General features: G+C 36.2%; 12 protein-coding genes, 1 pseudogene and 1 riboswitch. Of the genes and pseudogenes, 3 read left to right on the plus strand and 10 right to left on the minus strand.

Features of this window, described 5'->3' with window-relative positions; translation table 11 throughout:
• Window positions 1-8: 8 nt before the first annotated feature.
• From IGI50_RS19365 to IGI50_RS19405, 9 genes and pseudogenes are all read right to left on the minus strand, one after another.
• Entirely contained in the window at window positions 9-1,223 is a 1,215-nt protein-coding gene (locus IGI50_RS19365) for a preprotein translocase subunit SecY (RefSeq protein ID WP_010744219.1), read from the minus strand.
• Between the two features lie 38 nt (window positions 1,224-1,261).
• Window positions 1,262-3,664: pseudogene (gene secA2 / locus IGI50_RS19370) on the minus strand (accessory Sec system translocase SecA2); the annotation flags it as partial.
• 35 nt (window positions 3,665-3,699) lie between these two features.
• Window positions 3,700-4,350, minus strand: a complete 651-nt coding sequence (locus IGI50_RS19375) for a helix-turn-helix domain-containing protein (RefSeq protein ID WP_010744217.1) — start codon at window positions 4,348-4,350, stop codon at window positions 3,700-3,702.
• 535 nt (window positions 4,351-4,885) lie between these two features.
• A complete protein-coding gene (locus IGI50_RS19380; RefSeq protein WP_438778177.1) occupies window positions 4,886-5,989 on the minus strand; it encodes a tyrosine-type recombinase/integrase in 1,104 nt (367 codons plus the stop codon).
• Between the two features lie 492 nt (window positions 5,990-6,481).
• Window positions 6,482-6,913: an Hsp20/alpha crystallin family protein gene (locus IGI50_RS19385; protein ID WP_438778178.1), complete on the minus strand. Its 432-nt coding sequence runs from the start codon at window positions 6,911-6,913 to the stop codon at window positions 6,482-6,484.
• A 147-nt stretch (window positions 6,914-7,060) separates the two neighbouring features.
• Window positions 7,061-8,575 (minus strand): helix-turn-helix domain-containing protein, encoded by a 1,515-nt coding sequence (locus IGI50_RS19390; RefSeq protein WP_438778179.1) that lies wholly within the window; start codon window positions 8,573-8,575, stop codon window positions 7,061-7,063.
• A 394-nt stretch (window positions 8,576-8,969) separates the two neighbouring features.
• A complete protein-coding gene (locus IGI50_RS19395; RefSeq protein ID WP_438778180.1) occupies window positions 8,970-9,260 on the minus strand; it encodes a PspC domain-containing protein in 291 nt (96 codons plus the stop codon).
• A gap of 16 nt (window positions 9,261-9,276) precedes the next feature.
• Entirely contained in the window at window positions 9,277-10,998 is a 1,722-nt protein-coding gene (liaX, locus tag IGI50_RS19400) for a daptomycin-sensing surface protein LiaX (RefSeq protein WP_438778181.1), read from the minus strand.
• A 186-nt stretch (window positions 10,999-11,184) separates the two neighbouring features.
• Window positions 11,185-11,466, minus strand: a complete 282-nt coding sequence (locus IGI50_RS19405) for a PspC domain-containing protein (RefSeq protein ID WP_438778182.1) — start codon at window positions 11,464-11,466, stop codon at window positions 11,185-11,187.
• A gap of 281 nt (window positions 11,467-11,747) precedes the next feature.
• On the opposite strand from IGI50_RS19405, the gene IGI50_RS19410 reads away from it, so the two are divergent.
• The 3 genes from IGI50_RS19410 to IGI50_RS19420 all read left to right on the plus strand — a co-directional run bounded on the left by IGI50_RS19410 (window position 11,748) and on the right by IGI50_RS19420 (window position 13,550).
• Window positions 11,748-12,167 carry a GNAT family N-acetyltransferase gene (locus IGI50_RS19410; RefSeq protein ID WP_438778183.1) on the plus strand — a complete coding sequence of 140 codons (420 nt, stop codon included), beginning with the start codon at window positions 11,748-11,750 and terminating at the stop codon, window positions 12,165-12,167.
• Window positions 12,168-12,252: 85 nt separating this feature from the next.
• A riboswitch (FMN riboswitch) is annotated at window positions 12,253-12,367 on the plus strand.
• A 128-nt stretch (window positions 12,368-12,495) separates the two neighbouring features.
• On the plus strand, window positions 12,496-13,095 hold the full coding sequence (locus IGI50_RS19415) for an ECF transporter S component (protein WP_438778184.1): 600 nt from the start codon (window positions 12,496-12,498) through the stop codon (window positions 13,093-13,095).
• Window positions 13,095-13,550, plus strand: coding sequence for a pyridoxamine 5'-phosphate oxidase family protein (locus IGI50_RS19420; protein WP_438778185.1), 456 nt, complete (start codon window positions 13,095-13,097; stop codon window positions 13,548-13,550). The genes IGI50_RS19415 and IGI50_RS19420 overlap by 1 nt, the downstream gene beginning before the upstream one ends.
• 47 nt (window positions 13,551-13,597) lie before the next feature.
• Here IGI50_RS19420 and IGI50_RS19425 read toward each other — a convergent pair whose 3' ends face one another.
• Entirely contained in the window at window positions 13,598-14,521 is a 924-nt protein-coding gene (locus IGI50_RS19425) for a transketolase family protein (RefSeq protein WP_438778186.1), read from the minus strand.

The following is a 14,521-nucleotide window of genomic DNA, read 5'->3' on the forward strand; positions in this document are numbered from 1 at the left end:
GCTTCTCGCTAAAAAATATTGTAATTTCGTTTCGAAAAAATAAACCTAATTTCTTGGGTGAGCGTATCCAGAATGATAATCAACATGAAGACACTCCCAAAATAGAAGGCCAGATTTGCTATAATTTCTATTTTTAACCCAATAAATAATGGAACAAGGGAGACGATTACTAGATAAGAATTCCCTACCATTGCTATAGTCGATAGTTTCTTTTTAATATACGTCTCAGTGTCTGCACCAGGAACTATTTCATATATATAATCTCCTGATTCCTTTAAATGCTTAGCGATGTCATGAGGACGAACATTTATATAGCTAAACCCCATCCCCAATGCATAAAGAATGATCCCATAGGTAATTATTCCTTCAACCGTATTAAAAGAAAAAAGCCTTGAAAGGACACTAGAAAAAAGAGTATTAGTCCATCGATCGTTCAATAGCAATAATTGTGGAATTGAAAAAACTGTTACCGCAAACATAAAAGGCATGGCCCCTGCAGTTAATAATCGAATCGGAATGTATGAATGATTGAATTTACTATCTATTCCTGTTCGTTGAATAGCGATTCGATATTCTGAATTGTATAGAAATACCGTTACAACAATATAAATCAGAGTGATAATCAGCAAGCCGATAATAAAACTGCTATTAATTCTCAAGGTCCCGCTTTGTCCAGATACGAGCATGGCAGGAATATTAGAAATCAATCCCGGTAAAATAAACAAGCTTTGTGCTCCGACGCCCTTTTCACTATTGATATCTGATAGCCAAGAGACAAACATCGCTCCTGTTGTTAGTATGAGAATTGCTACACAAAAAAAGGTGAGCTTATTTACGTCAGGAAAGGATTTATAATCAATCAGATTTTCAAATTTGAACATCAAGGCAATCCCTTGTGCAATAGCGAAAATGAGCGTCAGTACTCGCTGAATATAGCCCCTTTGTTTAATAGAAAGATTGTTAATTCTATCGGTATCAATCATGCTTATTGTGGTCCAGATGATCAAAGCTGTCATATAAGGTCCCATACCAAGAGAGAGTAGTGTTGGTTTAGCTAAATTCCCTCCGGTTGTCGTTGATAAAAAGCGAATGATTAGGTTTTGTGATCCCTCTTGTGGAATAGTTAAAAATCCTGGAACATCAATTTTTTTCCCAAATTCCACTATTGTAAGCAGTAGGATGCTCCAACAAATTCGTTTGACTATTTCTTTATTGTTTTTCATGGTTACCGTCCTTTTTTTAATACTCATCTACAGCTGAACTAAGGAAAATCTACATCAATAGAACCATCGGAATTGTAAACTAAATCCGATAATAGTAAATTTCTAAGGATGTTTAGCCATATTTCCTCCTTCATTTCAAAAAAGGATCGTCTTGCTTCAATTTGGAATTCATAGATTGGTCTGTGCTGACCCCAACTTCTTCCATTCACAACAGATTTTAATTGCTGTAAATTATCTGATTGTTCGATCCACATCGCGTCAACTGCTTTCAAAATGACAATCCTCTTGAAGTAGAGCTGTTGAAAGCTGTCTGGAATTTTTATTTGCACTTCTTCAATTTGTCTTGCAATCAGCATATTTAAGTATTCAGTCACACTTTTCTTACTATATTCCTTAAGCTCCTGATCAAATAAAGACGAATCAAAGTTGTATTGAATATTGTTGTAAATGAAATCAATCAGTTCGTTTCTATTCAAATTATTCTTATTTGAAACAAACGCCTCGATCACCTGACTTTTTGCACGTTGGATGAGTTCTTCTAAAAAGATTATGGAGCCTTCCATCACATTATTTCGAGCGGAATAAATTTTTTCTCGCTGTACACTGATAATCTCGTCATATTCAAGAATATTTTTTCGACTTTCAACTTCCTGATTTTTCCGATTCGCCTGTGACTTATTAATGATTTTTTCGTACTTCTTTTCATTCAACGGTTGATTGTCGCTGCTTGGCGCATGTTCATTCTTTTCAATTAATTTTTTTCTGGACTTCGCTACCCATTTAGGTGCACTTTCTACAACAATTTTATCCTCCATCGAAACAAAGAAAATGGTATCGCCAGGATCTCCTTGTCGTCCTGCCCGTCCTCTAAGCTGGTAATCAATACGGTCACTTGTCATTCTTTCCGTTCCTAAAACTAACAAGCCACCATTTTTTCTCGCTTCCTCATCGAGTTTTATGTCTGTTCCTCTTCCAGCCATTGAAGTTGCAACCGTAACTGCACCCTTTCTTCCGGCTTCAGATACAATTAAGGATTCTTTTGCGACTGTCGTAGCGTTCAAAATATTATGAGGAATTTTTTGCTGAAGCAGTAGTAATGAGTATAGATTCGACATTGCTACAGAACCTGTTTCGACCAAGACAGGACGATCTTTTTGAAGAGCATCCTTTACAACTCTCAATGAAGATAACACTTTCTCCTTATTCGTTACGTATACCTCATCAGCATGATCTACTCTTTTAATAGGCTTATTGGTTGGTATCTGAATGACATTTACATTGTAAGTTTCGCGAAATTCTTCGGCATCCGTCTTTGCCGTTCCTGTCATTCCAGATAAAATTTTAAATTTCTTAAACAGATTTTGATAAGTGATGGAACCCATTGAGCGTGTTTCATTGGTAATTTCTACACCTTCTTTTGCTTCAATCGCTTGATGTAATCCTGCTTGTAATTTTGTTCCAATTAACTTCCTTCCGTTTGCCTCATCCAGAAGTAGTATTTCTCCCTCTTCAACGACATAGTCGCGATTTTCTTCCAATAGTTGATTCGCTCTTAGCGACAAAACCAGATGTCGATATAAATCCCGCCATTCTTCTGTAAGAATCCCTTGAATACCAAAATATGTTTCAGCTTTTACTATTCCATCATCTGTGAACCAAACATTTCTTTTATCTTCACTTCTTAAGAAATCCTCTCCTTCTCTGAGACTTTTTACAAACCAATCAGAGGTTTCAAACAGATTAGATTGCACTTTAGGTGCACCAGAGATAATTAACGGCGTCTGCGCCATATCAAGTAAGATGGCATCAATTTCATCAATTAGTACGTAATTAAACTTATTAACGTACTGTTCCTCTATAGTTGTCGCTAAGTTATCAAATAGATAGTCAAACCCTAAGGCGCTGTGTGTGGTGTAAACAATATCCGAACCATAGACAGCTTCTTTATCAATCTCTTCTTCGCTAGCGTCTTTTGGAACACCAACAGAGATCGTTAATCCTAACCATCTATAAACTTTCCCAACTTCTTCGGCATCCCTCCAAGCTAGATAGGAATTTGAAGTAATCAAGAAATTGCCTTTTCCCATAATGCCTCTTAAATACATCGGCATTGTAGCGGTCAATGTTTTCCCTTCACCTGTTTTCATCTCCGCTACATTTCCAAAAAATAAAGCAATCCCGCCTAATATTTGTACGTAGTAGGGCTCTAACCCCAATACACGTCTGTCCGCTTCGGCGACCACGGCATAGGCTGTTGGAAGCAATTTCTCTATCTTTTCGCCATTCTTTACCCGTTCCCTTAGCAACATTGTTTGCTTTTGTAATTCACTATCTGACATTGCTCGATATGTGGGTAAAAGTTTAATAATTCGATCTGCAATTTTTTTATACTTTTTTAAATGTTTATCTCTCATGTCAGTCTCGCTACTCTTTTTATTTTTCTAAAACTTTCTAGATAACAATAATCTCTAACAATTTAATCGCTCACTATTCGATATCCTTTTCCCCAAATAGTTTGTAAATCGCAATTAACGAAGCCCGATTCTTCAAGCTTCACTTTAATCCGTTTCACAATGGTTGACGTCTGAGCTAAGTTAGATTTTGTCACTTGAGACCAAACTTTTTCGCATATCTCTTCTCTTGAAATTAGTCCTCCCTTTGCGTTATACAAAATTTCAAAAACCTGTTTTTCTTGCTTGCTTAACAGCAACATGGTATCTAGATCTCTAATATCAAAAGACAAAACATTCAGACTATTTTTTTCTTGACTATTCATTTGGTTTCTCTTCAATTTTTTTCCTATTTCTTCTAACGGTTCGTCCATAAACAACATACTTAAAAAGTCACTGCTTTGACTTTTATAATTTCCCAAAAAAGTTGTTGCTTTCCTAAAAAAACTTGCTGCTTGTACCGTTTCGTTTTTTAGAATCTGATCTACCTCTTCATCAGATACCGTTTCACTAAAAACGATAATAGGAAAATAGTTAATCACCGGATAAATGGATGTTTTCACTGTTAATCCTTTTAATAATTTACTGCTACAAAATACTTCGTGCCCAAGCATACTTAGCTTTCTAACTAACTCTTCTTCCGCAAAAATACATTTTGTCAAAATCAATACATTCATTTTTATCTTCCTTTTTTCTTTTGTAGTTTCTTTTTTTATAAAACAGGTCTTTTTTCTCAAACACATTCCAACGATAAACATAAAACTCAATTGGAAAGAAATCCTTTTTGTTTTGTAGAGAATATTTGTTATTATATATTGAGACTTGTTGTTTTATTTTTTTCACCACATTCCAAAAAATGATTCAAAAATTTTACGTTTAAACAATTGTTTTGATAGTTAATCATTCATTCCATTTTTCATACTTATCTCAATAATTTTTTTGTTTTTAAGTATAAAAAAAGTTCTTGGTCTTATAAAAAACTAGAAAAAAAGCTCAACCTCTTGTGTATCAAGAGATTTGAGCTGAACATGACGTCGAATGACGGCTTAATTCTTTTTTTCACTATTGAGAAAAAAGGAATGCTATTTTAAATCAAAGAAATTAGATTTCAAAGAATCTATTTTCAAGTTTTACGGCACTTAGAAAGCGCTTTCCTAATAAAGTAAATTTTTTTATCCGAATATATACACCTTCTTTTTTTAAAACGTTTTACTAACTTGCCCAGTTCTCCATTTTTGCTATTACTTGATATCTTTGCTCTAATAGGGCATGTACGTAAGTGTCTAATGTCATTTGGGTAGAGGCATGACCCAGAAGGGCACTGACAGAAGAAATATCTCCTTTCATCTCTAGGCAACGTGTAGCAAATGTATGCCTTAATTGATGGAAGTGTATTTTAGGCAAATTCGCCTTTTCTCTGATCTTATGAAAATAGTAAGACAACAATCGCGGCTCCGTTGGTTGTCCATTAGTAGAAAAAACAAATTCACCTTTAACTGTCTTTTTATGATTAAGCAGTAATTTCTTTAATGGTCTTGTCATGGGGATCATTCGTACCGAAGATTCAGTCTTAGAATCAGCAAATATCAGTTGTGTACGTTTGTTTCCTAAAGATAGCCCTATTCTCTGATACGTGTTGTTCACATGAATTAAATTGGATTCAAAGTCAATGTCCGACCAACGTAATGCTGAAATTTCTCCAATTCGCATACCAGAATGTAAAGCTAGTAACACAGGTAGCCCTCTTTCATTTTTCTCTACGGATGCTATTTCCATTATTTTTTTTTGCTCCGAACGCGTTAAAGCACTCACTTTTCTTCTCTTTACCTTTGGTAGTTGGATCTGGGAAAAAGGATTTGAAAAGATTTTCCCATTTTTTTTAGCGTTGTTCACACATTTATTTAGAATTCTAAAAATCACTTGAATTGTTGAACGGGATAGCTTTCCAGAAAGTTCCTTAAGCATGATTTTTCCTTGCTCCTTTGATAATTCGTTCAAAGGTATATCTCGAAGTGTGGGCAAAATGTATTTGTACATTTTGTAGTAATAGCTTGAGAATGTGGCTGGTTTAACTTCATGCTGCACATTTCCGAGCCAATTTATCGCCCATTCTTCAAATGATTCGCAGGAGATACCATGAACTTTTTGCAGTGTGTGGTATTGAATTCTCAAAGGAAAAATTTTTTCTCGAACCTCAGTATAACTTTTTCCATAAACATACCCATATTTTATTTTTCCATCCTTTTTTCTGCCTTTTGAATATCTTCCTTCCCATCGTCCATCCTTTCGTAAGTATATGTTTTCCCCTTTTCTCATAGACAAAATCCTCCTATTTTTGACGGCTTAAATGACGGCACATTTTTTCTTCTATTGACTAATTAATCCTTTAAAAATATAAAAATTACATACTCTTTTTACAAATTAAGTTTTTGAAAACTCAGATATGATTAATTATATGGTCAATATTGCTTAATTCTAATCTATATTTTATAATAGCATTACAAAACGATTCCAAAACGATAAATAAATAAGTTAATTTAATTTTCTAGATAACAATCATTTTCTAGTTTTTTATAAGACCAAGCAATTGATGAATTAAAAAAAATTATTTTATTTTTCTAATCCTTTATATTTTTGGCTTTATAAAAGAAGCCTGTAGTTTTTGAAAATATACTCAAAATTTGTACTCCTTTCAGAATTTGCCTTCACTCATAGGTACTAAAAGTTCCTCGGCATAATTAAGCTAAAATTTTCTGTACATAAAAAATCCCTACTATCAACTAGTAGGGATTTAAAACATTCTCAGAGCTACTCAATTGGAATAGCTTTTTTGTGCTCCAATTTTTCTGCTGTTTTTGGCAATGTCACTTTTAAGATGCCATCTTTGTATTCTGCTTTTATCTCTTCTTCTCGAATATCCCGAATCGCAAACTGGCGATGAACACTGCTGAAGCTTCGTTCACTTCTTACCAAATTTCCTTTATCGTCTTCGGATTTCGTATCTGCCTGATGTTGCCCTTCAATTGTTAGCACACCATTTTCGTAGTTGATTTGAATATTTTCTTTTGGAATTCCTGGTAGCTCTGCTTCTAATACATATTCTTTGTCTGTTTCATGAATATCTGTTTTAACCATATTGCCTTTAAAACCTTCAAAAAAATTTCGTCCAAAGTCCTCAAAAAAATTGAAAGGTGTCATGTCAAATAAATCAGAGCGACGTGGAATCATATTGTTAGCCATCTTGACCATTCCCTTCCTTTTTTATCTTCCTTCACCTATAATTTTACTCGTAGCAACAGAAATTTCAAGAGTGAACAGTTGCGATCAACCGCGCGTTTTGTTTGCTTTTGCTGTCACTTGGTATAAAAGTTTGTAAAAAAAGGAGAACTAATTCTTACTAGTTTCCTTTTCGGATAGCTCATTAACCAAATTTTGAATCGCGACAATAGCTTGTGGTGTGACATAAGGATCCATTAAAACTAGTGGAAAATCTTTCGGCAAGTCTTCTCTTGACCCTGTAGTGATTAAACCATCATAGGTCAAAATTTTCTTGTTCATTTCTTCTTCGCCATACCACGCATCCTTAAAGTGATGGATCTCAAAATTCCCATAAACAATTTGTGAGATAACGTTGGTGATGAACTCCTCCTCTGTAGGCGAAAGATCCGAAAGAATTAATAAGTGAATCGTATTTTCTTGAGAAGCCAATCGCTCTAAACTGTCTGCTTCGGCAGTTAATAGCAAATAAGCATAATTAATAATAAAATCCTCACTCTGATAGATCTTGTATGTCTGTACAAACTCCTTTGCAATCCCTAATACCTTCTCAACCGACTGCTTGTGCATGATTTTTACCATTTTTAAAAAGATTGCTCGACTTTTCCGTAAAATAGTCAAAAATTCTCCCTTTTCATCAAACAAATAATGGTCATTAACTAACAACGTGGTAATTTCTAGTATTCGTTCTTCCTCAAAGGAGCCTACCATCAACTGAGTAAATTGCTCCGTCATTGTGCGATGTGCTGCAAATAATCTTTTGTACCGTGGATTATCCTTCAGGGCTAAATCTCGATGTTCTTTGCTGAAAACAATAGCATCAGAAAAAGAAAGCCACAGGCAATCGCGCATCATTTCTTCAGTTAGATTCAGTTGATAGGCTTCAGAGACCATATCTCTAAAAAGCTTTGCTGTTTCGTCTTTGGGCAGTGACAAACCATTTGTTCGTAACTCTTCTTTCGGAAATGGATGGCCATTTTTAATTCGCCAGAGACTGATAAAAATATTATAGGTCATTCGTTTTTGATAAATATATTTTTTTTGCAACCCATTAATTTCAGTAAACTCCTGAACAAATTTTTCAATTGTACTCAATTGATAATCCTTTATATCTGGTAGAACGGTTTTCAACGCGTATTGCTTCTCAATGAAATATAAGAAAAAGAAATGGCGTACCACACTTTCTCTACCTTCCAAACGCAATGGTCTGTAGCATAATTTAATGTCGACCTTCTGCAAGATATCTTCCATTTTTTTCAGGTATCGTTGTGTATTTGAAGAGCTTAAAAATAGCGCTTTTGACAATGAACCAATATTATCGTGTTGTTCGTAAAGCAGCTGTTCCAAAATTTGAAATTCCGGTGATGTCGTCAAAGCGGAAGAGTACAGCTTTCCTATACTGATGTCTCCCTTCAACTTGACCCGATAGACACCTTTTTCCTTCTCAACAAAAAAACTATCCTGTTGTGTATTTATCAAATTGATATCATTCAATAAAACCGGCAATGAACAATGTAATTCACTAGTCAACTGCTCACTTGAAGTTCCTTCCCGATTGTAATACAGTATCTCTACTAGTCTTGTTCTACGTCTGTTACTTACTCCCAAAACCTGGCGAAAATCCATTATTTCCCCTCCAAATTAGTCTGAATACGACTCTTTTAACCACTACAGGACGTTCCCTGAAAGCTATTTCAATGAATATAAAATAACTAACATCATTTAAAAGATAAATGGTCCTACATTATATTTATTTTACCCTTTTTCAATTCGTATATATAGTGTTTTTACACATAAACATGAGTATAATTTTAAAAGTTTTTATCTCATTAATTATTATCAATTTAATACTATTTACCAACTATTGTATATAAGAAATTTATGTAATAAAATGCTTTGAGTCTCCACTTCCAAAACAGCTAAAAAGGCTATTACATACTATTGATTTTTAAGCTAAAAAAAACGACATTTCTAAATTAAGTGAAATGTCATTTGATATTCTTAGATTTTTTAAAGTTTTTTAGAAGTCGCTCCAAACTTCTTCAGCCTCTGCTTCAGCTTTTTTTCGTTGTGCTTTAGTCTTTCGTGGTCGATCATAGTCCGCATGATACTGCGCATTTCTGCCATCCGCTTTGGGAATGATCAGTGCCAATAATATATATAAAAAGACGGGTGCTCCTACTAAAACGATACTGATGAATACAAAGATGACCCGGGCGATGGTTGGATCGATTCCAAAATATTCTGCGATCCCGGCAATTGTTCCGGTTATCATCCGATTCGTTTGTGATTTTGTCATTCTATTTTTCATTTTTAGTTATTCCTCTCTATTTATCATAATCTTTCAAGAAAATATTTCCTGCCTTAGAGGAGACTTCGATTTGTGCTGAGTCTCCTGCTTTTCGTTGGAAATGTAGAATTTTTTGTGTATCTCCATTCCTTTCCTGCATGGTTTCACAATTTGCAAAGCGATAGTTGATGGTTCCTATTCCTGTTTTTGCAGAACCTTCGATACCGACTGCTTGCGGCAGTGAAACTTTAACATCGCCGTTGACCGATTGCGCTTCGATTTTCTTCAAGTTATCATTTTTTGCAGTTAGTTTAATGTCCCCATTAATTACTGAATACTCTGCCCGAACGGTATCTGCTCTTGAAATAATTGTTCCTGTTACTGTTTCAATTGACGCGTCTAAAATTTCACCTTCACGAATCTCGACTTCATTGTTTGTTCCTTCAATTTCCAGCATCGAAGAATCCAGTGCTTTAATCAGTATTGTCCCACTCGTTGCTTTGATAGCAGCATTTTTGGCCATAGCTTCTTCAATCATTAAGTCCCCGTTTAATAGGCGGATCGATAAATTATTGTATTGTCGCTTTGGTAAATAAAAGGTCAATTTCGCATCGACTCTTTTATTGGGGACATGAAATAAAACTTGATAGTTATTCACATCGATTCGACTACGTTCCAAGAATGCATCGACAGGGTCTGGCTCGTCCATTTGCCCCAGCAGAGCAACGGATGCTTCAACCTTGATATCGTTGATTGATTCATTCTCCCAAGTTTTCAGAATGACCTTTCCCTTTGCCAATTTAATATCAATGGTCTGGGCATCAATGTCTTCGAAGGTAAACTGATGGGTGAAATGTGTTTTCGCTGTCCCATAAAATTTTTGATTAATGCTTTTCCAGTCAAAATCACTATTATTGACCGTATCATTCACCGTTTTTGCTGCACGATTCACCACTCGTCCAATCCGACTGGCCCAGTCGTTCGGCTCCACCTGTGGACGATCCATCGGCCGGTATTTTTGCTCTTCAAAATCATCGGGAACTTCAAAAAAGCCATCCGATACGTACGGTCTTTCTGGCGAAGCAAAGAGATCTTCATCTATCGCCTTTCGCTCATGCTTTAATAACTCGATTTCCTCTTCTAGTTCCTTCAATTCAACCTTCATTTGTTTATAAAGAACGTCATTTTCTGCTGAAATAATCCCCAATTCAGCCTCTAGATTTAATTCTCTAAACACTTCTTTTTTTTCTCGTAATGTTTCAACTTTGGTTTGCAGCGCTTCATCAAACTCATCAATTTTTGACCTTACTGGATCACTTTCTTTTGTCTCAGGCTCTGCGATATTTTCCCATTCATCGATCATACTAGCAACACTATCAGAGATCTGTTTTTTTTCTTCGATAGCTTCTTCTGGAATTTGTATTTCTGGTTCCTGTTCAAATGTTTCCTCAACGGCTTCTTCTGAAATGTCCAACTTTTCTTCGCTCAATTCTATTTCCGGCTGAAAGGAGTCAGAAAAATCCGTTTGTTCTTCAAATTCAGTTTTCTCTTCAAAGGATACCAGTTCTTCTATATTTATTTCATTTTCAGACTGCGGTACTTCTTCTAAATCAGATGATACATTAGTCTCCGATTGTGAGGCTGTTTCACCTTCACCCTCTGTTTCTTTTAATCCAAGACTTTCTAATAAATCCAATCCTTCTTCTGGAGATAGGATGCCTTTTTTAATTGATTCTAAGATTTTTGACCGTTCATTCATACTGATCTCTCCTCAACGATTTGTTCTATGTTCCTATTATGCACAATCATTTTCACCTCGTCATGGGTCGAAAGGACTATCTTTTATCCATTAACCAACTAAAAGAAAAAAGAGCAAACCGTTTTTAAACCGTTCGCTCTTAGATTTATTAATAAAGATTGAATAGATCAATCGTTGTTTTAAAAATTAAAAATCACTCCATGCATCGTCAGCGGTTGTTTCTGCTTGCTTCGGCTGGCTATTGGTTGTTTGAGTATAAGGCTGTCTATATTCATGAGAATTACTTCCCGCTTTTGGCATGACCATCATTAATAGAAGGTAAAGGAAAATCGGTGCGCCTTCTAAGAAAAAGACACTGAGAACAAAGGCTACCCGAACCATCGTAGGATCAATACCAAAATATTCTGCGATCCCCGCTAGTGTCCCCGTTAATACTCGATTGTTTTGTGATTTCATCATTTTTTTCATTTTCATTCTCTCCTTTGGATTTTTAAAAACACTTTTTTAGGGACGCATTTTTATGCTACCTGTTCATTGCTTTTCCTGTTTGCTATGTGTTTTTATTTTATGTCTCTATTATGCAGAATCTGCATTGATTCGTCATAGGTCGAAAGGCCGATTTTTTGTCTAGTTATTTGGTAGGAATTCTTCTAGTGCTCGGGCAAAACATTTAAATCTAGTTTCATTCGTAAAGTGTGGTAAAGTAACTTTTATAAATAGGAAGCATTTTTTTGAGAGGAAGCGTTTAGTTGATTCAAATCCGCGAAATGACCACGCAGGACAAGCCAAGACTGCGTGAACTTTATTTAGATAGTCGTAGAAAAACATTTTATTGGGACGATCCTGAGTTGATGCTCATGGAAGACTTTGATCGTGATACAGAGGATGAGCGTGTCTTTGTTGCCGAGTCGAACCAAGCAGTCGTTGGCTTTATTTCCTTATATGTACCAGATAGTTTCATTCATTGTTTATTTATAGACGACCGCTTCAAAGGACAAGGTATCGGGCATTTGCTTTTAAACGAAGCCAAGAAGCAGCTAACTCTACCAATGCGTTTGAAATGTCTGTCTCGCAATACGCCCGCATTGGCCTTCTATGAAAAGGAAGGCTGGGAGAAAGTGCACGAAGTAAAGGTGCATGATGCTTATTGGCAGATGATTTATCGCTAAGTATTTTGAATAAAACTGAACAAAAAAATGCATACGTTCAAAAAAACGCTTGCATTTCCATTGATATCATGTGAAAATAAACACACAAGTTCTTCAGGGCAGGGTTTAATTCCCGACCGGCGGTGATAGTCCGCGAGCCTTTTGGCTGACTCAGTGCAATTCTGAGACCGACAGTACAGTCTGGATGGAAGAAGAAAAGTGTGTGTTTGTTGATCCTTCAGATAACAAACGCTATTTGATGAATCAATACACCCTTTTTCTACTTTGACTGTGCCTTGCAAATGTTGTTGTAAGGTTCTTTTTTATGTTTCAAGAAAGGTGTGTTGAAATGAAATTTACTGCAAGAAAGTTAGTGATGATCGCAATTTTTGGTGCTCTCGCCTATGTACTGATGCTCTTCAAGTTCCCACTGCCCTTTATGCCGCCATTTATGGATTTTGATTTGGCAGGTGTCCCAGAATTATTAGGGACCTTTTTATTAGGACCTGTTGCTGGGATCTTTATCGTGTTAATCAAGCTCTTAATTAAACTAGCTACCGTGGGTACAGCCTCAATGTTTACTGGAGAAATTCAAAATTTTATTCTAAGTATCAGCTTCATTTTGCCTGCTAGTCTGATGTATCGGCGATCAACGTTTAAAAATTCTGCCTTAAAAGGAATGCTGACGGGAACCGTCGTCGTGACTTTTGTCGCTTGTCTATCAAATGTGTACTTTATTATTCCCTTTTATACCAAGCTGTATGATCTTTCAATGGAAGCTATTATTGCTATGACACAAGCGGTGAATCCCATGGTGGACAGCGTTTGGAAACTAGTAATTATCGGGATCATTCCTTTTAATTTGATCAAATACGGTGTCACCACTGCGATCGTTTACTTTTCTCTGGATCGCTTACGCTCAATTTTTCTTAGACGGGAGTTTTTATAGTGGAATTTCAAGCAGCAGTCAAACATTTTTATCAAAAACTTGGCCGAAAGAAGATTATGGCGCTAGCGACAAGTTTAAATGACCATGTCATGGTGCGCAATGTCAGCGTCATTATTCATGAAGGGAAAATTCTCTTTAAAACGGATAAAAATTTCAGAAAAACAAAACAACTATTGGAGAATCCTCGGGTAGCAATTTGCTACTGGGGCGTTCAAATCGAAGGCATCGCTATTAATCATGGATTAGTCGCAGATCAGCCGGACCAATCCTTTCAAGAGCTGTATCAAAAATATTGGGAGAAAAGTTACAACGCTTATCCTCACAAGGATAGCGAGATTTTGATCGAGGTCGTTCCCAAACTAGTTGAAATCTGGGATCAAGATAAGAACGATAAGGGCTTTCAATTGTTCATTGATTTTGAGCAGGAAAAAGCTGAAATAGAGAACTATGATTAGGCTAAAGCAAGGAGACCAAACAGTATAATTGTTTGATCTCCTTGTTTTTATTGATTCAATTGTTTCGCTTTATCGACAATATCTTTCGCAGTCAATCCGTAATGCTCTTTTAATAAATCAGGATGACCTGACTGTCCAAATTGATCCTGAATACCAATTTTTACTACCTTTGTTGGTCGCTGTTCTGAAAGAAACTCGGAGACAGCACTGCCAAGCCCGCCGATCACACTGTGTTCTTCAGCAGTAATAATCCAAGGAGTCTCTTCAGCTGCCTGTATAACTAGCTCTTCATCCAAAGGCTTGATAGTTGAAAAATTTAGTACTCGAACACTGATACCTAGTTGTTTTAACTGTTGTGCAGCGATCAAGGCCTCTTGTACCATTAGTCCTGTTGCGAGAATCGTTCCATCGTCTCCATCAACAAGTGTTTCGCCCTTTCCAATCTTGAAAGGCTGTTTTTTTTCATGGACTCTTTCGACAGCCAGTCTGCCCAATCGTAGATACACTGGACCTTCATGCCGTAAGATCGTTTCTATCGCGGCTTCTGTTTCGAGATCATCCACTGGGTTAATAATCGTCATCCCAGGAATTACACGCATCAAAGCAATATCTTCAATTGCTTGATGAGAGCCTCCATCTTCACCAACCGTGATTCCAGCATGTGTCGCGGAAATTGTTACATTTAATTTTTGATAAGCCACTGCATTTCGTATTTGTTCATAAGCCCTTCCTGCTTCGAAGATGGCAAAGCTGCTAGCAAAAGGACGTTTCCCACCTAAAGCTAAGCCTGCAGCTGTTCCAATCATGTCCGCCTCAGCAATTCCAATATTAAAAAATTTCTCAGGTGCTTCCTTCGCGAAACTATCTGTTTTTGTCGCTGCCGATAGATCCGCATCCAGTACCACCAATTCTTTATTCTCTTTGAATTTTACCAGCGTCTCACCGTAAGATTGTCTTGTTGCCTTTTTCAC

Source organism: Enterococcus sp. DIV0170 (genome assembly GCF_051710765.1).
Lineage (GTDB): Bacteria > Bacillota > Bacilli > Lactobacillales > Enterococcaceae > Enterococcus_A > Enterococcus_A raffinosus.

Coding starts and splice junctions, on each gene's coding strand:
- IGI50_RS19365 (WP_010744219.1), bottom strand. CDS start 1,223: ATGAAAAACAATAAAGAAATAGTCAAACGAATTTGTTGGAGCATCCTA.
- IGI50_RS19375 (WP_010744217.1), bottom strand. CDS start 4,350: ATGAATGTATTGATTTTGACAAAATGTATTTTTGCGGAAGAAGAGTTA.
- IGI50_RS19380 (WP_438778177.1), bottom strand. CDS start 5,989: ATGAGAAAAGGGGAAAACATATACTTACGAAAGGATGGACGATGGGAA.
- IGI50_RS19385 (WP_438778178.1), bottom strand. CDS start 6,913: ATGGCTAACAATATGATTCCACGTCGCTCTGATTTATTTGACATGACA.
- IGI50_RS19390 (WP_438778179.1), bottom strand. CDS start 8,575: ATGGATTTTCGCCAGGTTTTGGGAGTAAGTAACAGACGTAGAACAAGA.
- IGI50_RS19395 (WP_438778180.1), bottom strand. CDS start 9,260: ATGAAAAATAGAATGACAAAATCACAAACGAATCGGATGATAACCGGA.
- liaX (WP_438778181.1), bottom strand. CDS start 10,998: ATGAATGAACGGTCAAAAATCTTAGAATCAATTAAAAAAGGCATCCTA.
- IGI50_RS19405 (WP_438778182.1), bottom strand. CDS start 11,466: ATGAAAAAAATGATGAAATCACAAAACAATCGAGTATTAACGGGGACA.
- IGI50_RS19415 (WP_438778184.1), top strand. CDS start 12,496: ATGAAATTTACTGCAAGAAAGTTAGTGATGATCGCAATTTTTGGTGCT.